The 21,793-nt window shown below is 43.2% G+C and carries 21 protein-coding genes; 2 read left to right on the top strand and 19 right to left on the bottom strand.

All coding sequences use genetic code 11. The annotated features are described in order from the left end of the window. Positions 1 to 38 precede the first annotated feature (38 nt). The 9 genes from BS63_RS0105525 to BS63_RS0105575 all read right to left on the bottom strand — a co-directional run bounded on the left by BS63_RS0105525 (position 39) and on the right by BS63_RS0105575 (position 6,979). Positions 39 to 515: a hypothetical protein gene (locus tag BS63_RS0105525; RefSeq protein ID WP_002960268.1), complete on the bottom strand. Its 477-nt coding sequence runs from the start codon at positions 513 to 515 to the stop codon at positions 39 to 41. A gap of 27 nt (positions 516 to 542) precedes the next feature. Further along, positions 543 to 1,340 carry a DNA adenine methylase gene (locus BS63_RS0105530; protein ID WP_002960270.1) on the bottom strand — a complete coding sequence of 266 codons (798 nt, stop codon included), beginning with the start codon at positions 1,338 to 1,340 and terminating at the stop codon, positions 543 to 545. A 76-nt stretch (positions 1,341 to 1,416) separates the two neighbouring features. Next, positions 1,417 to 1,665 carry an ASCH/PUA domain-containing protein gene (locus BS63_RS0105540; protein WP_002960272.1) on the bottom strand — a complete coding sequence of 83 codons (249 nt, stop codon included), beginning with the start codon at positions 1,663 to 1,665 and terminating at the stop codon, positions 1,417 to 1,419. After that, the gene (locus BS63_RS0105545; protein ID WP_002960274.1) at positions 1,666 to 2,091 is read right to left on the bottom strand and encodes a hypothetical protein; all 426 of its coding nucleotides are present in this window, start codon (positions 2,089 to 2,091) and stop codon (positions 1,666 to 1,668) included. 347 nt (positions 2,092 to 2,438) lie between these two features. Next, positions 2,439 to 3,923 (bottom strand): primase C-terminal domain-containing protein, encoded by a 1,485-nt coding sequence (locus BS63_RS0105555; RefSeq protein WP_002960276.1) that lies wholly within the window; start codon positions 3,921 to 3,923, stop codon positions 2,439 to 2,441. Between the two features lie 80 nt (positions 3,924 to 4,003). Continuing rightward, on the bottom strand, positions 4,004 to 4,189 hold the full coding sequence (locus BS63_RS0105560) for a hypothetical protein (RefSeq protein WP_002960278.1): 186 nt from the start codon (positions 4,187 to 4,189) through the stop codon (positions 4,004 to 4,006). A gap of 199 nt (positions 4,190 to 4,388) precedes the next feature. Continuing rightward, complete coding sequence (hpf, locus tag BS63_RS0105565) at positions 4,389 to 4,937, bottom strand: ribosome hibernation-promoting factor, HPF/YfiA family (protein WP_002960280.1); 549 nt, start codon at positions 4,935 to 4,937, stop codon at positions 4,389 to 4,391. Between the two features lie 75 nt (positions 4,938 to 5,012). After that, positions 5,013 to 5,681, bottom strand: a complete 669-nt coding sequence (locus BS63_RS0105570; protein ID WP_002960281.1) for a ComFC family protein — start codon at positions 5,679 to 5,681, stop codon at positions 5,013 to 5,015. Beyond that, positions 5,681 to 6,979: an ATP-dependent helicase ComFA gene (locus tag BS63_RS0105575; protein ID WP_028798478.1), complete on the bottom strand. Its 1,299-nt coding sequence runs from the start codon at positions 6,977 to 6,979 to the stop codon at positions 5,681 to 5,683. Before BS63_RS0105575 ends, BS63_RS0105570 begins: the two co-directional genes overlap by 1 nt. A gap of 46 nt (positions 6,980 to 7,025) precedes the next feature. Between BS63_RS0105575 and BS63_RS0105580 the strand changes: the two genes are divergently transcribed. Together BS63_RS0105580 and cysK are read left to right on the top strand one after the other, a co-directional pair. After that, the gene (locus BS63_RS0105580) at positions 7,026 to 7,664 is read left to right on the top strand and encodes a YigZ family protein (protein ID WP_002960285.1); all 639 of its coding nucleotides are present in this window, start codon (positions 7,026 to 7,028) and stop codon (positions 7,662 to 7,664) included. A gap of 99 nt (positions 7,665 to 7,763) precedes the next feature. Continuing rightward, positions 7,764 to 8,693 (top strand): cysteine synthase A, encoded by a 930-nt coding sequence (cysK, locus tag BS63_RS0105585; protein ID WP_019769631.1) that lies wholly within the window; start codon positions 7,764 to 7,766, stop codon positions 8,691 to 8,693. Between the two features lie 218 nt (positions 8,694 to 8,911). On the opposite strand, the gene BS63_RS0105590 is transcribed toward cysK, so the two are convergent. From BS63_RS0105590 to BS63_RS0105635, 10 genes are all read right to left on the bottom strand, one after another. Then, on the bottom strand, positions 8,912 to 9,262 hold the full coding sequence (locus BS63_RS0105590; RefSeq protein ID WP_002960289.1) for a S1 RNA-binding domain-containing protein: 351 nt from the start codon (positions 9,260 to 9,262) through the stop codon (positions 8,912 to 8,914). Then, positions 9,262 to 10,659: a bifunctional Cof-type HAD-IIB family hydrolase/peptidylprolyl isomerase gene (locus tag BS63_RS0105595; protein ID WP_002960291.1), complete on the bottom strand. Its 1,398-nt coding sequence runs from the start codon at positions 10,657 to 10,659 to the stop codon at positions 9,262 to 9,264. Before BS63_RS0105595 ends, BS63_RS0105590 begins: the two co-directional genes overlap by 1 nt. Before the next feature lie 103 nt (positions 10,660 to 10,762). Then, entirely contained in the window at positions 10,763 to 11,404 is a 642-nt protein-coding gene (locus tag BS63_RS0105600) for a response regulator (protein ID WP_002960293.1), read from the bottom strand. Beyond that, complete coding sequence (locus BS63_RS0105605) at positions 11,391 to 12,434, bottom strand: envelope stress sensor histidine kinase LiaS (RefSeq protein WP_002960295.1); 1,044 nt, start codon at positions 12,432 to 12,434, stop codon at positions 11,391 to 11,393. Before BS63_RS0105605 ends, BS63_RS0105600 begins: the two co-directional genes overlap by 14 nt. Further along, entirely contained in the window at positions 12,431 to 13,129 is a 699-nt protein-coding gene (gene liaF, locus BS63_RS0105610; protein WP_002960296.1) for a cell wall-active antibiotics response protein LiaF, read from the bottom strand. The genes BS63_RS0105605 and liaF overlap by 4 nt, the downstream gene beginning before the upstream one ends. A 477-nt stretch (positions 13,130 to 13,606) precedes the next feature. Next, positions 13,607 to 15,472 carry a Stk1 family PASTA domain-containing Ser/Thr kinase gene (gene pknB, locus BS63_RS0105615; protein ID WP_002960298.1) on the bottom strand — a complete coding sequence of 622 codons (1,866 nt, stop codon included), beginning with the start codon at positions 15,470 to 15,472 and terminating at the stop codon, positions 13,607 to 13,609. Further along, positions 15,469 to 16,212: a Stp1/IreP family PP2C-type Ser/Thr phosphatase gene (locus BS63_RS0105620; RefSeq protein WP_002960300.1), complete on the bottom strand. Its 744-nt coding sequence runs from the start codon at positions 16,210 to 16,212 to the stop codon at positions 15,469 to 15,471. Before BS63_RS0105620 ends, pknB begins: the two co-directional genes overlap by 4 nt. Before the next feature lie 149 nt (positions 16,213 to 16,361). Next, positions 16,362 to 17,687 carry a 16S rRNA (cytosine(967)-C(5))-methyltransferase RsmB gene (gene rsmB, locus BS63_RS0105625; RefSeq protein ID WP_019785496.1) on the bottom strand — a complete coding sequence of 442 codons (1,326 nt, stop codon included), beginning with the start codon at positions 17,685 to 17,687 and terminating at the stop codon, positions 16,362 to 16,364. Continuing rightward, entirely contained in the window at positions 17,671 to 18,606 is a 936-nt protein-coding gene (gene fmt, locus BS63_RS0105630) for a methionyl-tRNA formyltransferase (protein WP_002960303.1), read from the bottom strand. Before fmt ends, rsmB begins: the two co-directional genes overlap by 17 nt. Positions 18,607 to 18,907: 301 nt before the next feature. Then, positions 18,908 to 21,253, bottom strand: coding sequence for a primosomal protein N' (locus BS63_RS0105635; protein WP_414385675.1), 2,346 nt, complete (start codon positions 21,251 to 21,253; stop codon positions 18,908 to 18,910). Positions 21,254 to 21,793 lie beyond the last annotated feature (540 nt).

A 21,793-nucleotide genomic window follows, 5' to 3' on the forward strand; every position in this document is an offset into this window, starting at 1 on the left:
TCCATATCCTTATCATTTTGGACATCTACCAACACTATTTATTTCCATCTTTTAGGTAAGCTATCTAGTTGCTCATGAGAGACTTGTAGTAGAAATTGCTTGAATACCTCAATCATTGATACCAGTTCAGTGAGACTTGTTGTCTCAGCTCCAGTGATAGAAATAGAATACCTATCCCAATCTACAGCAGCTATTTTTTCATAGCTAACCGTTAGTACCAGAGGCAAATCAATGAGCAGGTCAAGGAATCTTTTTAAATTGCTTTTAGAGTTAATAAAAAATGGCAAGCTGTACTTTCCTAACTCGTAAGTGATTTTTTGATGGTCGTCATAATAAACATCAATGTCAATATCACCAAGTTCACCATAATCAGAAATCACATCAGTCAAAGATAGACTATAGGCTATCTGATACTTAGGAAACTGAAACCTGTCGCTTTCTGTCTCTGAAATCAATTCTAAAATTCCAAATTCTGACAAGCGACTTTCTATAAATTTATGAAGTGTGCTTACCATATTTCTACTCTCCTAACTCAATATCTTTTAAGCTCCAAATAATTCTAACTGTTGAGTTGGCTGAAAATTCATCCAAAGGACCTCTGTACGAGGAAGTCCTTTCTCTGCAGTAGCCGCAAATTCAAGATGGTTCCAGTTTGATAGCCGTCTATTATACAAATCACTGTCATAGCCGCTAAGAATAATCTTAGCTCTACTTTGATTAAGCAAGTCAAGTAATTCTTCATGATCCTTATCAGTCATTTCATGACTGTATTGTTCTCTGGTCCTAGTTGATAATACATAAGGCGGATCTATATACATACAGACCTCTTCACGATTAAAGCGATCAATCAACTCTATGGCTGGCCGCTGTTCGATTTGAACTTGCTTTAAGCGTAGAGCAATCTCCCTAATAATATCAGGTAAATCATTCCAATGCTTTACTGCATAGGCTGCTTCTCTTCCTGAAATATCATTTTTCCAACCACTTTTCTCAAAAATCCTAAAACCATGAGACATAGTTGAACGAACAATGAAATTAACAGCTTTTTCAATTTCGTCTGCTGGCCGAACCTCCCAGGCCTGATTGTAAATAGTTCTGGAATACGGAATTAAGTACAGTCTTTCCTGTAAAGCTTTTGGTTCAGACTGAATCAATCGGAATAAGTTGACCACATCATCTGAAAGATCATTGACTGTTTCAATAGGACTGGCTGATTTTGTAAAAAGCACCGCACCTGAACCAAAGAATGGCTCTAAATAGCTCTTGTGTTCAGGCAACAGATTAGTAATCCTTTTAGCCAGGTTCCACTTGGAGCCTGGGTAGCGTAATAAACTTTTCATTGTCTACCCCTCCCATCTTGTTTAAAAAAATCCTTTTCTTCAACTGTCATCTCTCTTAATTCAAATTTGTTCCAATTCATATTTTGCCTCTTTTCAACCTAATTCCTAAAATACAATAACCATCTTGCAAGCCAATATAATTTTCAAGTTTATAAGTGACCTCAACCAAACACTCACGAGTTGTTGGGGAACCGTTTTCCACTTCTTTCAGCAAAAGGTAATCTCCAACTTGATAATTTCTGTCATTTTTTCTCAGCTCAAAGGTTTTGCGACCATTGACAACGTCTGACCAAAACTCATGAGATAATTTAATCTTGTGAATCATCTAATCTTCTCCTTCCATAAAATCAAATAGAGTACCTTGGACCCTGGTCACCTGAGCCAAGCGATGAATGTCACTCTCTAGGTGATGATAGCTCCTTAGGATATTTTCAAAATCCAGACTATCAAACTCCGAATAGATTCCCAAAATAGGCATCAAGGGATAATGTTGCTGTTTTTCCTCGTTGAGAAAGTGTCGGACTCCCTTGTCCGCACTAATGATACTATCTACTCTAATTAAGGCAGGAAGAGCCGTTAACACTTTGCCCGATTGATAAAAGGTCAGGCAAACCTGTCCTGGTTCCACTTGGTCAAAGTCCTTATGGGCTTCATTTATCTTAAAATAGTAAAGATTAGCTTCCTGACCAGCACCTGTGAGATAGTAGCCTTTAATAATCTTCGTTTTAGGCCGACTGCTCAGTTCCACCATAAAACCTCCTAACTAGCCCTCAAAAACTTAAATGGGGCATTGTAGTAGCAAATTTTTTCCTCGTCGTATTCACTAACCCTTTTGGTCACAGCTTTTGGCATCTCTAATCTGAAATGCTCTAAATATTGATGAGCTAACCCCAAGCTATCAAAAACTTTAATAGCCCCACAATGATCTCTGACATAATCTCCAGTCTCATAGTTTAAAATAATCCAGCACATAAAATTTTTCCTTTCTGACTACTGCTAGTACCTGCTAATATTAATTGCCTTATCGGCACTTTCTTTTTCAAAATGGCTTGGCCTATCATAGATATAAATGTAATGGCAGATTGCGGGTTTAAAATTTTAGCCAACATCAGCCTCAAATAAATACAATTGTTTAGCCTGTTCTAGGCTTTCTAAGGCTTCTACCATGATCCTCATGACACTTTCCTTTCTTTCTCCGAAGAGACCTGCTAGATAACTCATATAAGCCTCCTGCTTTTCCTTTCTCAGCTGGAGAGTCTGCAATAGTAGAGTTCTAACTGCCCCAATCCAAATACCGCCACCACGGCCAGCTTTGACCTTGTAGAAGACCTTTTGGTCTTCCTTGAGCAGTTGCAAGACTTTATCCAGGCTTCTTTCAGGAATTTTAAGAGCCTCCCTAATGGCTTTCTTAGAGGTTTGAAGCATTGGGCTATCCACTGAAGTTTCTTCCCTCAGATAGGCTAGGACATCTTCTTTCCACTCATAGAAATGAGAACGGGTCCGTTGACTACGTTTCTTTTTAAACTTAGTCCAGCCCTGCCTGATAAAGAGGTCTTTTGTCGTCAAGTTCTCGTTAACCCAGGTCTTACATAACAACAAGATATAATCACTACTAGCTGCTTCGTATTTTTCCGAGTAAGCACTCTTAACGATCTTGAGAACTTCCTCTGAGGCGAGAGGTTCGACCAATCGGTCATTGAATTGGTCTAAAACGACCTCACAATCGCCCTGAGAGACACCTGATGAGTAATTAGCCAAGGCTAAAGTGAAAAGAACATTGTTCCTTCCCATTTGAGCCTTGGCTCCTTTGATAACCGACTCATTCATCAGCTTTTGATACCAGGGTTCATCAATCTGTTTTTTCCCCTGTGTCCCAGAGATAACCGATAAATTGGGCCGTTTAACGGGCCAATCCGATTGTTTCATCGACCAATTAATCCACTCCTCAAATGAGTAGCAATAATCAGGATGATAAAACTCTAAGTTATCCTCTCTGGGCATCCTGGCGATTCCAAAGTGGTTGCAGGTCAGATCAACAGGCAAACCCTCTTTTTGGAAGTAAAGCCTTAGGTTCTGGGAAATAGTTTTAGCCACCTTAATAACCTTAAACTCGGAGCTGGCCGTTACATAGGCTGGCTGAGAAAGAACAAAGTAGGCTTGATAGCCATGGTCCGATTTTAAAATGGCTGTAGGCATAAATCCCAAGTCAATCGCAGCAGTTAAAATGTCGCTGCTAGTCATGGCATCAGCCTTTTCAATTTCATCAAAGTCTATAGTGAAGGTATTAATCTGTCTCAGATTATCCTCACTATGGCCCTTAGTAATCTGACGGTTCTTATCGCTGTAAGTTCCGTATCGATAAACGTTTGGGGTCCAATGAGTAAAAGCCTTTTGGTGACTTTCAACGGCTTCCAGAGACGTTAAGACTAGACCCTTGGCCACAATCATGGCCTCTTTAGAGCGATACCCGAAGATAGCTCCCTTAGCCCCTTCCTCAGCTGAAGAAAGGCTCCTGAGTTTACTATTCTTAAATCGAGTTTGTCTGAGACCATCCTTTAAAATGAGCTCATATATCCCTGTCATTCAGTCACTCCCCCATCAGGATTTAAGCCTTCTAGTTGTGTCATTAACTGACGAACACTCGTCATATCGATTCCTCCAATCTATAATCCCATTGTCTCAAATAAATTCAGTTGAACTTCCTGGTGAATTGATTGAGACCTGTTGGTCATTGTATCTGATAAATTAGCCGTTACAGTTTCTTTTTCTACTGCTGGGGACTCATCATGATCAATAACCTGGTAAATCTCTAATCGATCAATATCCAGGATAATTTCCAAACCTTTCATGGTCGCTATCTCCTTTCCTTTTGAATGGATTAAACGAACAAAAAAGAGAACAGATTTTTTAATCTGTCCTCTAATCAAGGTTATAACTTTTTACTATTCTAAAAACTCTTACCACTTACACAAAAAACTCTTGAAATATTTTTACTCAAGAGTTCTCATTAATACATAGCCTAACAACTTATTTTCAAATATTTATAATTTACTTCGCCTCAATTAGACCAAAGTCCCCATCTTCACGGCGATAGATGACATTGGTTGTGCCATCTTCGGCATCTGTATAGATGAAGAAATCGTGTCCCAGCAAATCCATTTGCAGGATAGCTTCTTCGGCATCCATTGGTTTCAAGTCAACATTTTTCGTCCGAACGATTTTCGGTTCTGGATTTTCTTCAACTTCTTCAGCTGCAAATTCGGCCGAGAAGACTTCCCCAGTGGGAACTTTTTCACGATGCTTCTTAGCAATCTTGGTTTTATTCTTACGAATTTGACGTTCGATTTTATCTGATACAAGGTCAATTGAACCATAGAGGTCTTGAGAGACATCTTCAGCGCGTAAAGTCATAGAATCAACTGAAATAGTAACTTCAACTTTGGCAGTCTTTTCACGATAAACTTTCAGATTGACTTTTGCATTTAGCTCTTGTGCTTGATTGAAATATTTCTCAATTTTAGCTAATTTTGATTCTACGTAATTGCGGATAGCATCAGTAACTTCAATGTTTTCGCCGCGAATACTAAATTTAATCATAGGCTTCCTCTTTCTTGCGTTAAAACGCTTTCTTTTATTTCATTTTACTATATTTGAAATTTATTGCAAGGATTTTTAGCGGGCCAATGAAAAAGTTTTTATAGTTTTCACTCCTTTTTCATACAAAACTTGCCTTGCCAGAAGAAGTGTCGCCCCTGTTGTATAGATGTCATCAACCAGTAGAATCCGTTCGGGCAATATTTCTTTATTAGCAACCTGAAAGAATTGTTTTGTTTGCATTCTCTCCTTTCTTGTCTTATTGGATTGAGTTGGTTTACTTTTCCCTTGGACTTCTAATAGTCTTTGGTAGCTTATTGAAGCATCCTCCAGAAAGCCAGTCACTTGATTGAATTTCCTCTTTTTAAGACTTTCCTCACTCAAAGGAATGGGAACAATTGTATAGGATTTATAATCCGCTAAAGCCCTTTTAATCTCATTTGAAAAAATTTTTCTTAACAAATAATCTCCCTGAAACTTATAGGATGAAAAGTACTGCTTCATCATTTCATTATAGATAAAAAGAGCTTGGTGATGGATTTCATGGCCCTGCTTCTGCCAGCAGAGGCAATCCTGACAAATTCCTTCAACACCAGATTTGTAACAGCTGGAACAGTGCAGGTTATCAATCCTTTCAAAGCGGGACCAACAGTCCTCGCAAATATAGTTTTTCTTTTGAAACTGAAAGAGGAGCGAGGTGAAACTTTCTTTTTGATGAACGGGTGTATCGCAGAGTAAACAAGTCATTAAAAGCCTCCTTTTTTATTCATCAGTTTAATATCCTGCAAAGCCCGTCGCATGGCTCGTGTCACCCCTGAGTGGTAAAATCGCAGGAGGCCATTTGGTCGCTTACTACTGCGTCCGACGCGGCCAGCAATTTGAATCAAGGATGATTTTGTATAAAGCTTATGGTGAGCATTCAAAACAAAGAGATCAATTTTGGGGAAGGTAACCCCTCTTTCTAGAATTGTCGTCGAAACTAGGATATCTAACTTGCCCTCTCGAAAGTCTTGAACTAGCTCCAAGCGGTCTTGGGAGCGACTGGAGACAAAGCCAATCTTCTCCTTGGGAAAATATTTTTGTAAGAGACGAGCAAACTGCTCTCCCTCAACAATCGTCGGATAAAAAAGCAAAAGCGGAAAGCCTGTTTGTCTCTGTTGACGGATAGCCTGGCCAAGCTTGACTGGAATTAAGCCCTTGGTCATCTTTTTATCCAAATCCCCCAGCCAGACAAAGGATGGCGAGACAAGGGGATTGGCATGGAAGCGTCGGGCTAGATGAACCTCTCTGAGTTGCCCCTTCTTGACTTGTTTCTCTAAATTATCAGTTGAGGTGGCTGTCAGAAAGATTTTTGACCCTTGGGGCTTGAGGGCATTGGCTACGGCATGGTAGAGGCTCTGATCGTCCACAAAAGGAAAGGCATCAACCTCGTCAATCACAATGAGGTCAAAGGCCTGGCGAAATTTAAAGAGTTGATGGACGGTTGAAATCAAAAGGGGAGAGCGGTGATAGTCTTCTGAATTGGCATATAAGAGGGAAATCGGACAGCTAAAATCACGACTAAGACGTTGATAAAGCTCACGGCAAACGTCAATTCTTGGGCTAACTAAAGCGACTACCTTTCCTTTAGCAAGTCGATTGGCTAGAGCACGGTAAATCATCTCGGTCTTACCTGAGCCCGTAACAGCATGAACTAAAATATTTTCTCTTTTTTCAACTGCTTCAAGGAGAATATCTGAAACTTCCTTCTGGTAAGGCGTTAATTGTCCCTGCCAACGCAGATAAGCTCCTTTGGTGAAAGGCTTTTGCTCAAAATAATAAAGGTGATCCAGAGTGGTCAAGCGGCCAAAAACAATACAGTTGCGACAATAAGACGAACCGTCTGGCAATGTCCACTCTGGCAATAAGAGATGGTTGCAGCGAGCACAGTAATATTTCCCAGATTTTTTAATTGTAGCAGGCAGGACCGAAGCCTTATCACGTAAGTCGTCCGGGACTTGATCGGCAGTCAACTGCCAGCCATAGTAATTTTTCATATCTTTCATTTACTTATCTATTCGCAGTAGAAATGAAATGTGATAAAATTTTCTTATGAATTATAAAACAATTGCCAAAGATACCAGCTTTGAAGAGGACATCAAAAAATCCCGCTTTATCTGTCAGCTCAAGCGGGTGAATTCAGAGGAAGAGGCGAGAGAGTTTATTGCAGCTATCAAGAAGGACTATCATAAGGCTAATCATTCCTGCTCAGCTATGATTATTGGTCAGGATTCACAGATCAAACGCTCCAGTGACGATGGCGAACCCAGTGGAACAGCAGGAATTCCCATGCTGACAGTTTTAGAAAAGCAGAGGCTGACCAATGTCGTTGCCGTAGTAACCCGCTACTTTGGCGGAATCAAATTAGGGGCGGGCGGGTTAATCCGTGCCTACTCTGGTGCGGTTGCCCACGCCCTTCTTCGAGCTGGCTTGGTTGAGGTCAAGGAACAAGAGGGCATTCAACTTGAACTATCCTATCCTCAATATCAAACCTTGGCCAACTTTTTGGCCCAGGAAGGCCTGCAAGAGCAAGACACAGACTTTACGGACAAGGTTTTAACGACTATTTATGTTGACCCTGATAAGGTGGAGCCCACTTATTCCGCCTTGGTTGAATTTTACCAGGGGAAAGTAAGCAGTCGCAAGGCTGGTCATAAAATTGTCCAAGTTCCTCTTGATTCAAATAGTTGATAACAATTCCCTATCACTTGATAGGGAATTTGTATTTTACAGATGCTCCTTTGACGGCTATACTATTAGCAATTCTAAGAATCTTTGAGAGGTGAAAGTATGACAAAACTTTATGATAACGTGACAGAACTGATTGGCAATACACCGATTGTTAAACTCAACAAGAGTGTTCCTGAAGGAGCAGCTGATGTCTATGTAAAACTCGAATCCTTTAACCCTGGCTCTTCTGTTAAGGACCGGATTGCCTTGGCCATGATTGAAGATGCTGAACAGAAGGGGCTTTTGAAACCAGGCGGTATTATTGTTGAGCCAACCAGCGGTAATACTGGTATCGGCCTGGCCTGGGTTGGGGCTGCCAAGGGCTACAAAGTTATTATTACAATGCCTGAAACAATGAGCGTTGAACGTCGCAAGATTATTCAAGCCTACGGAGCTCAATTAGTTCTCACACCTGGTAGCGAAGGAATGAAGGGTGCTATTCAGAAGGCTAAAGATTTGGCTGCCGAAATCGGTGGTTGGGTGCCGCTACAATTTAACAACCCTGCTAATCCTGCCATTCACGAATCCACTACTGGAGCGGAAATCATTGATGCTTTTGGCCCAACTGGCCTAGATGCCTTTGTTGCTGGTGTTGGTACCGGTGGCACTCTCTCCGGTGTTTCCCACGCCCTCAAAAAAGTCAATCCAGATGTTAAGATTTACGCTGTTGAAGCAGATGAATCAGCTATTCTGTCTGGTGATAAACCTGGCCCCCATAAGATTCAAGGGATTTCTGCTGGATTTATCCCAGATACCTTGGATACTGACTCTTACGATGACATTGTCCGCGTCAAATCCGATGACGCTATTGCAACCGGTCGAGTTATCGGTGGCCACGAAGGCTTCTTGCCTGGTATCTCTTCATCGGCTGCAATCTATGCGGCTCTCCAAGTAGCTAAGGAACTTGGAGCTGGCAAGAAGGTCTTGGCCCTCCTGCCTGACAATGGCGAACGCTATCTATCAACTAGTCTTTATGACTTTGAAAATTAAGCTTGGTTAACAAATCACATAAAAGAAGAAGCCTTGTGAAGGCTTCTTGAAATAAATAATCATTGGCCCGAGTCCGCTCAGGCCAATTATTATTTTTAAAAGTACTAAAGTAGAAGGGGTCAGAGTTCACCTGCCATTTTCTAAGCATACAAAAAGAGGCTCACTTCAGCCTCTCTGATGCCAAAGCCGAATGATCTAATTGTCATTCGGCCCTTTGGCTATTTGAGATAATCTAAACCTTCTTTGACCCAAGTTTCCATACTGTCAGCTAGTGGTTTGAAGCCAATCTTATAACGACTGTTAGAAAAGCGGTGGCGATGGGAAAAATGGTGGTGTTCTTCTTCCAGGGTCCGCATGGACAGACTGGCTTTTTGGCTAAATTCATCGTAGTCTACAACCTGAACCAAGACTTCTTGGTCAAGTTTGAGGGTGTCAAAAATATTTTCAATATAGCCGGTCTTAATCTCTGAAATATGAATCAAGCCAGTCGTCCCGTTTTCAAGAGCCACAAAGGCTCCGTAGGGCTTGACACCAGTAATGACCCCCTTGTATTTTTCACCAATTTTCATTAGTCTTCAACCTCAATGGTTTCAATAGTGACAGCCTCCAAAGGCTTATCTTGGGCACCGGTTTCGACAGCTGCAATCTTGTCCAAAACTTCAAAAGAAGCCTGGTCGGCCAATTGACCAAAGACGGTATGGCGACGGTCCAGATGAGGCGTACCACCTGCCAGATAGGCATCAGCAATCGCTTCTGGCCAGCCCCCACGCTTCAATTCCTTGGCCGAGTAGGGGAAATTTTTATTTTGCACAATGAAGAACTGACTGCCATTGGTATTGGGACCAGCATTAGCCATAGACAGGGCACCACGCAGGTTGTAGAGCTCTTCTGAAAATTCATCTTCAAAACTTTCACCGTAGATGGACTCGCCTCCCATGCCGGTAGCAGTTGGGTCCCCTCCCTGAACCATAAAGTCAGGAATAATCCGATGGAAAATCACGCCGTCATAATAGCCATCCTTAGCCAGAGCAATAAAGTTAGCCACGGTCTTAGGAGCCTGTTCAGGGAAGAGCCTAACCTTCAAGTCTCCTTGATTGGTCTTAATTGTGGCCAGGGGGCCTTCGTGATTATCTAAATCTAATTGTGGGAAGTGTAATTCTTTTTCAACCAAATCTAATTCCTCCAAGGCATATAAAATGCCATCTTCTTCTACGCTTTTTGTAACAAAATCGGCCTTATCCTTGAGCTCAGGAACAGCATTGCCCATAGCAATCTTGAGGCCAACATAGTCAAACATTTCCAGATCATTGGGACCATCACCAAAAAAGAGAACATTTTCTGGTCTCAGTCCCACTTTGTCCAAGACATGCGCAACACCTGATGCTTTTGATGTATTATAAAGCACGACATCAGATGAATGCGGATGCCAGGGGACTAGCCGTAAATGGTCCGCCAAATCTTCAGGCAGTTGCAAATCCGGATTATCCTTTGAAAAGGTCCACATATGATAGACATCATCAGTTTTGTGAAATTCCGGATTGACACGAGTCTGGCCATAAACAGGTACCAAGGCATCATCGATTAGAGGGACACGAGTAGAAATGACGGCCTCATCCTTACCAGCAAAACCATATTCGATATTTTCGTCCTCAGCCCAGGCAACATAGGAATCCTTAATCGAAGCCGGCATGGGGTTATCATAGATAACCTTACCGTTACCATCAATGACATAGGCTCCATTAATCGTGACAAAATAATCTGGGTGGAGTTCTCTAATCTCAGGAACCACCCCGTACATGGCACGTCCAGAAGCGATTCCTGTCAAGATTCCTTTTTTCTTAAGCTCTTTAAAAGCCCGCTTAATAGACTCAGGCATATAACCAGAGTCTTTGATTCTCAAGGTGTCATCAATATCAAAAAATACAATCTTAATCTTCTTGGCCTTGTATTTTGTTTTTGCGTCCATGAAAGAGTTTCCTATCTTATTTTAATGGTTCATCAAGCCAAGAAGCTGGACAATAGTCAGCTGACTGATAGACTTGCTGAACCGTCACCTTTTATTATAGCATTTATTGGTCTTCCTGGGGGACCAGATTGTGCTGGAAGGCATAGACGACAGCCTGGGTTCGATCTTCAACATTGAGTTTAGCTAAAATGTTTGAAACATGGGTTTTAACCGTCTTGAGCGAAATAAAGAGTTCATCGGCGATGGTTTGATTGTCGTAACCCTTGGCCAAGAGGGCTAGAACGTCCCGTTCTCGGGCTGTCAAATCATCGTGGAGGTCGGGGTGCTGATCGTGGTATTTAATCTTTTGATCAACCTCGGTTTCAATGGCCACTTGGCCCTGGGCGACCTTGCGAATACTGTTGAGAATTTCAGCAGCACTGGAGGTCTTGAGCATATAGCCCTTGGCTCCAGCCTCAATGACAGGGTAGATTTTTTCATTATCCAAATAGGAGGTCAGAACCAGAATTTTGGCAGCCTTCCATTCCTTAAGAATCGCTAGAGTGGCTTCAACTCCATCCATCTCAGGCATGACCAGGTCCATGACGACAACGTCTGGTCTCAGCTCCAGTGCCATTTCAACCCCGTCCTTACCATTATCAGCTTCGCCGATAACTTCAATGTCCGGCTGCATATTAAAGAAGCTCTTTAATCCTAGACGAACCATTTCATGATCATCAACCAGTATAATTTTAGTCTTGTCCATCGTTTTCATCCTCAACTTTCTCTTCTTCGTCTTTATCTAAATTATCTAAAATTGGCAGGCGAATATCCATGGATACCCCCTTTCCCTTACTTGAAAGCATGGTCATGGTTCCAGCCAAGTCATCAACCCGATCCTGAATATTTTTCAGGCCGTAACTGAGTTCACGACTGGCATCCATATCAAAGCCCTGGCCATTATCAATCATCTTGAACTGAACTTCATTCTCGGTCTGGTAGAGATAAACTTCCAGACGACTGGCATGGGCATGCTTGAGGGTATTAGAGATAAACTCTTGGGCAATTCGAAAGAGATTGTCCTCAATGACCTTAGGCAGTTGATCAACAGCCTCCTTAAAGACTGTTTCAATATTACTCTTGTCTTTGAGTTCCTTGAGGAGCATGGAGATCCCTTCTGAGAGGGTCCGTCCCTGCAGTTCAGTTGGTCTCAGGTGCAAGAGCATGACCCGCAGATCATTTTGAGCACTGATCAGGGTCGTCTCGATTAGGCTTAATTGCTCTTGCAACTGCTCTTTATCCAAATGTTCCAGATTCTGAGCAACACCGGACAACATCATGGAAGAGGCAAAGAGCTCCTGGCTGACCGTATCGTGCAAATCTCGAGCAATTCGCTTACGCTCCTGGGTAACGATGGCCCGGCTATTAGAGATATAGGCATTCTCAGTTTTCTGCAAGTTAGCTGTAATCCTGCTCATCTGTTTTGACAGACGCTCGATATTCTTTCCAACTTCAGACTCTGGCTGCTTACCTACCGCCTGATTATTGATAATACGTCGGAGGCTCTTATTGAGGTGGCGTTTACTATTATCATCGACAACCAGCCAAACCAAGATTAGCAAGAAGCTAACCGAAAACATTAGTAAAACGACCGAAAAAATGAATTGTTCTAAAACCCTTGGGTCTGCGAAGACAAGTCTGGAATCTAGATTGAGACTATCAAAAATGATAAAGATGATAAAGCCAACGGTCACGCAGACATAAAGGAAGATTAAGAGAAAATCATTTCGTTTCATGACCGCACCACCTCTACTGAGCCTGCGAAGATATTAACCACCACCTTGATGGAGCGCAGGAGTTCACGGTCATCCTTTTGCTCCAACTTGATAGACTGGTTGCGCAGGTCGTATTCAGGAAAGCCCAGATAGGAAACACTGGCATAAATCGCGCTAACATCTAATTTAACGGCTACATCTCTTGGAACAAGAATCTTTGTGGGTCCGTAAATTTTTCGAATAATGATGACATTGTCTCGCCCTGTTACAATCAGCTTGGTCAAATCAATGGTGTCAGAGCCACTAATTCGGATGACATTGATATCATCAAAAGTATAGAAATCCTGGCTGATATGGCGGCTAGCCCCAATCCATTGGTTAGGTTGAGGGTTGGCCACCAAATTATCCTTTTCAAATTCCAATACTGCAAAATGGTTGCGGTGCTTAACCTCAGAAAAGTGGTTGATGATGGTATAGGCCACCGCTAAGAGGACGGCCGCAATCATATAGGGGTTCAGCATAAAAATCATAAAAAGAAAGAAGGAACTGACTGTCAATAAGAAGCTCCCACGATTGTCTTTATTGAAGAAAAGAAGAGCCAGTAGAGTCAGAACCAAAATAAGAACAAAAGCGGTTAAACTTTTGGACAGGATTGTCAGCAGGGCCATAGATAAAAGAAGGGCCTCAACTAACAAGAAAAATTGAAATTTCTTCATAAATATCCTCTGTAAGGACCAGCCTGCAGGTCGCTAAGTTTATACTCTTCGAAAATCAAATTTTTCCGTCGTTAGCTCACCTTGACGTACTTGCTGAGGAATGCAAAACTCCCTCATTTTAACCTCAAAAAATCTCCCAGACCTTATGACCCGCTTGAAGGTCGTCGCCTAGCGATGCTGAACAAAGTTGGTCGATGTTACCAGCCTTGTGAAGTTAGTGAGGAAACCAGGCAATTGCTAAGAGATCGCCAGATCGCCGTTAGACGTCCGTCTCCTTAGCGACTGATGTCTTTGTTCTCGCCAGCTTTTGATTTTCATTGAATATTACTTGCCCATTGTACCAAAAATCCCACCAAATTGCAGTAGGCTTTGGCTTTTTGAACCTTGATATCGATCCTGAGACCGAAAGAAAAATCAGCCTGGCTTAGGCTGATTTTTCTTATAATACAATACTTTCATTGAAAACTAACAATGGGCTCATTGATTCCCGTTGCTTTCAGACGAATTTGAGTTGTCACTATCATCTTGTTGGGGATTTTCTGAACTTGATGAACTTGACGAATTCGATGACGTTGAACTTGATGAGCTGGATGAACTCGATGAAGCATCCTGTACATAGAGAACAATCTCGTCGCTAGATGATAAATCTAGGCTAGCTCCATAGTATGGATTTTGTCCAGAAATGATGCTAGATGATGAAGGGGAGGTTTCAGATCCTGTTGATGATGAATAAATCTTAATCCGTGACGATTTAACACCAATGGCTGTCAGGGTAGAAATTGCTTGAGAATAAGTCATCCCTGTTAAATTAGGCATGGTTGTTGACCCTGAAACAGCAACCGTAAATTTAATGGTATCATCACCTGAGGTATCAAATTTATCTCCCTTAGAAGGGCTTTGACTGATGATGGTGCCCTCATCGTAATCAGATGTGGAAACTTCCGTCACCTCTATCTGGGACTCTTTGACACCATAATCAGACTCTAATTCCTTCTTGACAGTGTCAATATCTTTGCCGGTGTAGTCCTTCATCTTAAATTTACTGCCACTTCCAGAAACATAGATATCGACCGAGGTTCCCTCTTTTTTCGAACTTCCTGCAGCAGGGTCGGTCCGAACAACCTTACCCTTAGCAACAGAATCACTCTCTACCTTAATGACTTGGCCGACTTTAAAACCGGATTTCTTAATAGTTGATCGAGCTGTTGATAAATCCTGTCCAGAAACATCTGGGACACTAACCGAAGATGGATTTCGCAACATGAAGAAGGCAACCAGTGCAATCAACACTAGGGCTACACCGATTGCAACCTTGCTAAAGACACTAGCCTTATGCTTACGCTTAGGTTTAACCTTTTTCTTAGGTGCTGGATTTGCAGACTCCTTAGCCTTAGCATTCTTATCGGTAGCCTTCAGCAGCTGCTCTGTGGAAGCGTTAGCTGTATTAGTATCAATCTTAGGCAGGGTTTTAGTATCTGCCACATCTGAAAAGACCAATTTAGCTTCTCGGCTACGGTTATAGCTGAGACTAGACATGAGGTCTCGACTCATTTCATAGGTTGATTGATAGCGATCCGTCAACCTTTTTGCTGTTGCCTTAATGGCAACATTTTCCAAGGCTTGGGGAACCTCTGAATTGATTTCTCTAATGGAAGGCAGGGGTTTTTGAAAATGCTGGAGGGCAATGGTCACGGCACTGTCGCCATCATAAGGAATGTGACCTGTCAGCATTTCAAAGAGCATAATCCCCATGGCATAAATATCGGACTGGACCGTTGCTTTGGAACCACGCGCCTGTTCTGGCGAAAGATAGTGGACACTACCCAGCATAGAATTGGTCTGTGTCAGGCTGGTTTCCGCAAAGGCCACGGCAATTCCGAAGTCAGTAACTTTGACTGTTCCCTCCTTGGTTAAAAGAATATTCTGAGGCTTGAGGTCCCGGTGAATGATTCCTTTCTCATGGGCCAGGGTCATAGCTGAAAGGACTTCTTCCATAATCCTGACAACTTCAGAATTGGATAATGGCGCCTTTTCTTGAATATAATGCTTGAGGTCTAAACCATCGACGTATTCCATTACTAGGAATTGCTGTCCATCTTCTTCGCCAATATCTCTAATAGAAACGATATTAGGGTGGCTGAGTTCAGCCATGGCCCGCGCTTCTCGCTGAAAACGAGTCACAGCGACTTGGTCGGTCTGATAGTTAGTTCGAAGTACCTTGATGGCAACTTCTTCTCCTTCTAAAATCAGATCGTTAGCCAAGTAAACGTCGGCCATCCCACCTCGACCGATGGACTTGAGGATGCGATAGCGACCAGCAAATAATTTGCCAATCTGAATCATAATAAAGCCTCACCTTCTACGTGAAGCAAGCCCACGGTAATATTGTCCAGACCACCTGCCTTGTTGGCCTGGGCCACTAATTCTTCTGCCTTTTCTTTAACACCGCCATCGTCAGCCAAGAGGACATTAACAATGGTGTCATTAGAAATCATATTAGTCAGACCATCGCTATTCATCAAGATGAAATCGCCCGGTTCCAATTGTTGAACACCTAGATCAAGTTCGATTGGACTTTGTTGACCAATAGACTGGGTAATAATATTTTTCTGAGGATGAACAGCTGCCTCTTCTTCAGTAATCTGGCCGGCCCGCAAAAGTTCGTTAACCAAGGAATGGTCAGTTGTCAGCTGTTGATAGTGACCATCCCTAATCAAACCAATCCGAGAGTCACCTAAATGGGCATAGAGAACGGCATTATCAACAACAGAGACGGCTTCAATGGTTGTCCCCATACCTCGAAAAGATTCCTCTTTACCGAGCTCATGAATCTTTTTATTTTCTTTTTCTATACCATCAATCATCCAGTCCCGAATCTGGGTTAAATCGGAAAATTCAGTTTCCTCCCAAATTTTTCCCAAATCGGTAACGGTTAATTCGCTAGCAATATTACCAGCACGATGCCCCCCCATCCCATCGGCTAAGATGATCAAAGGAACACCCGATTTATTATAAAATTGATTGATGAAATCCTGATTATCGGAACGTTTCTGACCGATATCAGTACGCAGAGCAATTTCCATGAAGTGTGTAACTGTCCTTTCGATAAGTTAAGGAAATGTGAGATTAAAACCTCTCCATTTCCTACGGCAAGCACTAGGGTGACTTGCCTAAACTTCTCACTAAGCCAGATCACCGAGCATTATCGGCTCTCTTTTCTGACTGTCGCAAGCTAATAAACTCGCTTAAGTTGGGCAATAAAGAAACCATCCGTCAAATGTAACTCAGGGGTTATCCTGATAAAACCATCTGTCAGAATGTCTTTCTGCCTATGTTCCAGTTTTACCTGCTCAAAATTGGGGTGGGCCTCAAGGAATTTGCTAATCAAATCCTGATTTTCCTCTTCAAAAATGGTGCAGGTGCTGTAGGTTATTATACCATTTTTGCGTAATGTTTGACAAACACTGTTTAAAATATCAAACTGTATCTTTTGCAAGGCAGCAAAATCCTGACTTCCCTTGCTATACTTGATGTCTGGCTTGCGACGAATCAGGCCGATACCCGAACAAGGGGCATCAACTAAAATCTTATTGAAGCTATCAGGACAGAAAGCTTGATCAGCTTGACGGGCATCTAGTTTTCGAGTTGTAACCCTGTCTGCTACATGCAGGCGTCGGGCATTTTCTTCAATCAGTTTCAGCTTGTGGTCGTAAAGATCAAGCGCCGTCACTTGGCCTGTCGTCAGATAGGAAGCCAGATGGGCTGTCTTACCACCGGGAGCGGCGCAGGCATCAAGGACCTGTTCATCCCCTTCAAGTTTGAGAGTAGGGGCCACCAGCTGACTGGATTCATCCTGAATCGTCAGGTCTCCCTGCTCAAAATAATCAGTCCCAGCAAAATAGCCGGTTTCTTTGACCAAGCCGACCGGCGAGAGCAGGGACCTGTCAGACTCAGTCGCTGCCTGAATTTCAGCCAACTTGGCGGGATTGGTCACCCGAACGCTGGCCTTGTTGCGGATGAAGAGACTCGCGAAAATTTTAACAGCTCGATCTTCGCCATACTGTTCAATCGTTTTTTTGACCAGCCAGACTGGTAGGGAATATTGGACAGAGTAACGTTTGTTCTTGCGCTTGATAGCGGTCGGATCAGCTAGGGGTCCCCTGGCTAATTTTCGCAAGACGGCATTGACTAGTTTGTCCGCACCTTTTTGACTGCGGACCTTAGCCAGATTAACAGCTTCATTGACGATGGCATGATGGGGAATTTTGTTCAGATAGATAAGCTGATAGAGACTGAGTAGGAGAAGGGTATAGACCCAAGGTTCTAATTTTTCACGATCCTCGATGAAATGAGCCAGCTGCCATTCCAGAGTGATTTTTCGAGCTACCGTCCCATAGACAATTTCGGTCACCAGAGCCTTGTCCTGCTGACTGAGGTCGGACTTAGCTAGGCCATGCTTGAGGGCCAAATTGGAATAGGCCCCTTCCTGAAAGACTTCCTCAAGAATTTTTAGGGCCAGAGCCCGAGCAGACCTTATCGCTTTAGTCGCCAAAGGCATCACCTACTTCTAGCTTTTGACCAAGTCCATTAAGAAAATCAGTGATTTGCATCTTGGGTTTGCCAGCCGGTTGGACCTCCAGAAGAGACAGGGCCCCGTCTCCGGTTGCCACGACCATACTTTTCTTGGTTTTCTCAATAATGTGGCCAGCTTGGCCTTGACCCTCTACTGGCTTGGCCTGATAAACCTTAAAACGTTGGCCCTTTAAGAGGGTGTGGGCAACCGGCCAGGGATACATGCCTCGAACCTGATTAAAGAGGGCTCGGGCCGACTTATCCCAGTCCAACCACTCCTGTTCAGGGGTGATATTGGGCGAAAAGCTTACTTGTTCAGGGTCCTGAGCTTGCGGTTGCAGTTTACCAGCTAAATAATCGGGCAGGGTGTCCAAGAGTAAATCCCGCCCCAAAACAGCTAGTTTTTCAAACATGGTCCCTACATTGTCCTCATCTAGGATAGGCAGGCTAGCTTGGGAGACCATATCCCCAGCATCCATTTCCTTGACCATTTCCATAATGGTAACACCGGCCTTGTCATCACCATTTATGAGGGCATAGTGAATAGGCGCCCCACCGCGATACTTGGGTAGGAGGGAAGCATGGACATTGAGGGAAAAATCCATGCTATCAAGTAGCTTGCTGGGCAGAAATTGACCATAGGCTGCCGTGATGATACCGTCAGCCCCTAGGTCCATCAGGTCTGCCATTTCCTGCGATCCAGATAACTTCTCAGGCTGGTATACCGTTAGGTCATACTTGAGAGCAACCTCTTTGACTGGTGTCAGGCGGATTTCCTTCTTGCGACCGACTGCCCGATCGGGTTGGGTAACAACAGCTAAAATTTTATAAGTCGAGCTGTCAATCAGCCCTTGGAGAACAGTTGCCGCAAAGTCGGGCGTTCCCATAAAAATAATTTTTTTCATCTATCTTCCGGCCTTGCTGGCCTTCCTTTCTAGAATAGTGCGACGGAATCAAAACTAGGAGGACAAAAAGACTATTCATCAAAGCCCCAGAAACCAAGAATCATACTCTTTTTTAGTCCAGACCTTTCAACTATCGGCTCTGGTAGGGTCAGGTCTTACTAAAACTGCAGAGCTCCATAGCCGATAACGTAAGAGCGGAGTGATTTTGGTTTTAAGTCAGTATAAAGTAATCTCTAGGCCATTCCCTAGCAAATTTTACAGTAAGTCCAGCTAGAAAAAATTGACGGGCTTAGCCCATTTTCTAGACAAAACTTTGTGGTTCATGGTCAATTATCAGACGCAAGTCCTTATTCCCCTTGTCTTGAGTTAAATCCAAAATCTGATTGAGGGCGTCTTCCAACTTGTCCTCAAAACGATACTTGATAATAATTTGGTAATGATAGAGATTGTGCGTCCTAGCAATAGGCTTTGGGGTTGGACCCAAGATCTTGACCTGGTCACTCAGTTGCCCCTTCAATAAATTCAGCACTTCAAAGGATTTTTGCACTAAAACTTCTTCATTCTTGTGGGAGAGAGTCAGACCCACCGTATAGTAATAAGGCGGATAGGCCAGTTGGTGGCGAACCTTCATCTCGTAGGTGTAGAAAGCCTCGTAGTCCTGCTCCTTGGCCAATTGAATGGCATAATTCTTAGGATTATAGGTCTGAATAATGACTTGGCCTTCCTTCTCGGCCCGACCGGCTCGACCAGCAACCTGGGTTAGGAGCTGGAAGGTCCGCTCGGCTGAGCGAAAATCAGGCAGATTGAGCGAGGTGTCAGCATTGAGCACCCCGACCAAGGTGACATTAGGAAAATCTAGTCCCTTAGCAATCATCTGAGTTCCCAGAAGAATGTCCGCCTGGCCTTGACCAAATTCTTGGAGAATTTTTTCATGGGCTCCTTTTTTTCGAGTAGTATCTACATCCATCCGTAAGACCCTTGCTTGGGGCAGAACTTCCTGCAACTCATCATAGGCCTTTTGCGTTCCTGTCCCATAGTAGCGAATACTGCGACTGCCACAATTGGGACAGGTTCTAGGAATAGCCTTTTGGAAGCCACAGTAGTGGCAGTTCATGGTTTTGGTATCCATATGCAGAGTCAGGGAAATATCACAATTAGGGCAATCATCTACATAGCCACACTCACGACACATGATAAAGCTTGAAAAACCACGGCGATTGAGCATAAGCACGGTCTGCTCCCTTTTTTCCAGCCGATCCTTAATTTTATCAAGCAAAAGTGGGGTGAAATTGCTGACAGCTTGCTGGCCCAGATAATCCCTGAAGTCAACAATCTCGACTCGGGGAATTTTGGCCTGCGGGTTGGCTCTTTGGGTCAGGTGGATGAAATGATAGACATCGCGGCTGGCTCTAGCTCTACTTTCAATACTTGGGGTCGCTGATCCCATCACCAAGACCGCCTGGTGATACTGGGCTCTGAGTAGGGCGACATCGCGGGCATGGTAGCGGGGATTAGATTCCTGTTTATAGGTAGCTTCGTGCTCCTCATCAATAATGATAGCCCCAATATTTTCTAAGGGAGCAAAAATAGCCGATCGGGCACCGACAACGACCTTGGCTTTGCCAGACTTAATTTTCCGCCACTCATCGTATTTTTCACCGTCCGAGAGGCCCGAGTGCATGATAGCAACCTGATCACCGAAACGAGAAATAAAACGGTTGGTCATCTGAGGCGTCAAGGAAATTTCCGGCACCAAGACAATGGCTGTCTTGCCAAGTTTAAGCACCTGATCAATAATATGCAGATAAACTTCCGTCTTACCAGAACCCGTGATTCCCTCTAACAGATAGGGTTTATTAGGCTGACCAATGTCAGCTACTATAGTTTGGACAGCCTGAGCCTGCTCCTGATTGAGCTTTAAGAAGTCTGTTTTTTGCACCTTATCAAAATAGTCCTGACTACGGTTGACAGGAACCTCTTCAATTTCTAGGGCCCCAGCTTGGACCAAGAACTTGACCTGGTCCCGAGAATAAAGCTTATGCAAGTCAGCCAAGAGAGCCCGTTTAGGATTGGTCAGAAGGTAATCCTTCAATTCCTGTCGCTTTTTGGCTCGCTTGGAAATCTCTAGCTTTGCTAGAATTTTAGGCTTGACCTCATAGTATTTGACCGTCTTGAGTTTTTTCTTATCCTGGGCCACATAGCTGGCCTTGATTTGGCCATACCGCACTAGTTTAGCAACCTTGGCCTGCTGTTTCTCATCTAGGCTGACATAAGACAGCTGAGCTTGTCCTGCAAAAATCTCTTCTCGATCCTTATCAGATAGACCTTCTCCAACTTCCAAAATTCTATCGTAGTTAGAATTGAGGAGGCTAGGAATCATGGACTTAAGAATAGATATCTTATAAGAAAAAACCGTGTGCCGCATCTGGTCGGCTAGTTGCAGTTGCTCCTCATTGAGAACGGGCTCAAAATCTAGGAGGGCAGCAATAGCCTTGAGTCCGTCAACCTCTGCCTCTTCTAGCCCAACGACGAATCCCTGGAGCAACCGATTTCCCTTACCAAAAGGGACATGAACCCGGCTACCTAGGCTGATGCCACCTAGCAAGTCGGCAGGAATCTGATAAGAAAAAGGCTTGTCCGTCTGCATGAGCGGAACATCCACAATTACTTTGGCAATTTTTCCCACTTTTCTCTCCTTTCTAGTTAATACCCTTTGAGATTCAAAATTAGCAATTTACTATCTCAATACGACTACATCTGGAAAATGAACATAAATCATTAACTAATGAAGTCATTCTAAAAGCGATACTTTCGCCAAAGTGGTATTCTTAGCAACAACTACAGATGTTGCTAAGAACGGAAATTTTGAGAGAGATTTAGTCCGGTGGACTAAATCTGCCTGAGCCTAAAAATTAGAGAGCGAAGGGCTCAAAATTTATCACGGGGCAAAGATATCAGCTACTAAAGTAGCAAATATCTAACGCCAATCTCTACGAAAATTGACTAGCCCCCTGATTAACTCGGTTAGGCCAGTAAAATCGGCTAGCCTAACCTCGTGTCGTAATGAAACTACGTGAGTTCCAAGAAATCATCCACTGGATAATTTCTTCTTGCGTCCGCACTTTTAAACGACATTCCCTTTTCAAAATCGATATTATTTTGAAAAGGGAATTAGTAAGGTAGCTAG

The sequence above is a fragment of the Streptococcus sobrinus DSM 20742 = ATCC 33478 genome, from assembly GCF_000686605.1.
GTDB classification, from domain to species: Bacteria; Bacillota; Bacilli; order Lactobacillales; family Streptococcaceae; genus Streptococcus; species Streptococcus sobrinus.

Bases quoted from the DNA above. Each gene is read 5' to 3' on its own strand.
- BS63_RS0105525 (WP_002960268.1), bottom strand. From the start codon at position 515: ATGGTAAGCACACTTCATAAATTTATAGAAAGTCGCTTGTCAGAATTT.
- BS63_RS0105530 (WP_002960270.1), bottom strand. From the start codon at position 1,340: ATGAAAAGTTTATTACGCTACCCAGGCTCCAAGTGGAACCTGGCTAAA.
- BS63_RS0105540 (WP_002960272.1), bottom strand. From the start codon at position 1,665: ATGATTCACAAGATTAAATTATCTCATGAGTTTTGGTCAGACGTTGTC.
- BS63_RS0105545 (WP_002960274.1), bottom strand. From the start codon at position 2,091: ATGGTGGAACTGAGCAGTCGGCCTAAAACGAAGATTATTAAAGGCTAC.
- BS63_RS0105555 (WP_002960276.1), bottom strand. From the start codon at position 3,923: ATGACAGGGATATATGAGCTCATTTTAAAGGATGGTCTCAGACAAACT.
- BS63_RS0105560 (WP_002960278.1), bottom strand. From the start codon at position 4,189: ATGAAAGGTTTGGAAATTATCCTGGATATTGATCGATTAGAGATTTAC.
- hpf (WP_002960280.1), bottom strand. From the start codon at position 4,937: ATGATTAAATTTAGTATTCGCGGCGAAAACATTGAAGTTACTGATGCT.
- BS63_RS0105570 (WP_002960281.1), bottom strand. From the start codon at position 5,681: ATGACTTGTTTACTCTGCGATACACCCGTTCATCAAAAAGAAAGTTTC.
- BS63_RS0105575 (WP_028798478.1), bottom strand. From the start codon at position 6,979: ATGAAAGATATGAAAAATTACTATGGCTGGCAGTTGACTGCCGATCAA.
- BS63_RS0105580 (WP_002960285.1), top strand. From the start codon at position 7,026: ATGAATTATAAAACAATTGCCAAAGATACCAGCTTTGAAGAGGACATC.
- cysK (WP_019769631.1), top strand. From the start codon at position 7,764: ATGACAAAACTTTATGATAACGTGACAGAACTGATTGGCAATACACCG.
- BS63_RS0105590 (WP_002960289.1), bottom strand. From the start codon at position 9,262: ATGAAAATTGGTGAAAAATACAAGGGGGTCATTACTGGTGTCAAGCCC.
- BS63_RS0105595 (WP_002960291.1), bottom strand. From the start codon at position 10,659: ATGGACGCAAAAACAAAATACAAGGCCAAGAAGATTAAGATTGTATTT.
- BS63_RS0105600 (WP_002960293.1), bottom strand. From the start codon at position 11,404: ATGGACAAGACTAAAATTATACTGGTTGATGATCATGAAATGGTTCGT.
- BS63_RS0105605 (WP_002960295.1), bottom strand. From the start codon at position 12,434: ATGAAACGAAATGATTTTCTCTTAATCTTCCTTTATGTCTGCGTGACC.
- liaF (WP_002960296.1), bottom strand. From the start codon at position 13,129: ATGAAGAAATTTCAATTTTTCTTGTTAGTTGAGGCCCTTCTTTTATCT.
- pknB (WP_002960298.1), bottom strand. From the start codon at position 15,472: ATGATTCAGATTGGCAAATTATTTGCTGGTCGCTATCGCATCCTCAAG.
- BS63_RS0105620 (WP_002960300.1), bottom strand. From the start codon at position 16,212: ATGGAAATTGCTCTGCGTACTGATATCGGTCAGAAACGTTCCGATAAT.
- rsmB (WP_019785496.1), bottom strand. From the start codon at position 17,687: ATGCCTTTGGCGACTAAAGCGATAAGGTCTGCTCGGGCTCTGGCCCTA.
- fmt (WP_002960303.1), bottom strand. From the start codon at position 18,606: ATGAAAAAAATTATTTTTATGGGAACGCCCGACTTTGCGGCAACTGTT.
- BS63_RS0105635 (WP_414385675.1), bottom strand. From the start codon at position 21,253: ATGCAGACGGACAAGCCTTTTTCTTATCAGATTCCTGCCGACTTGCTA.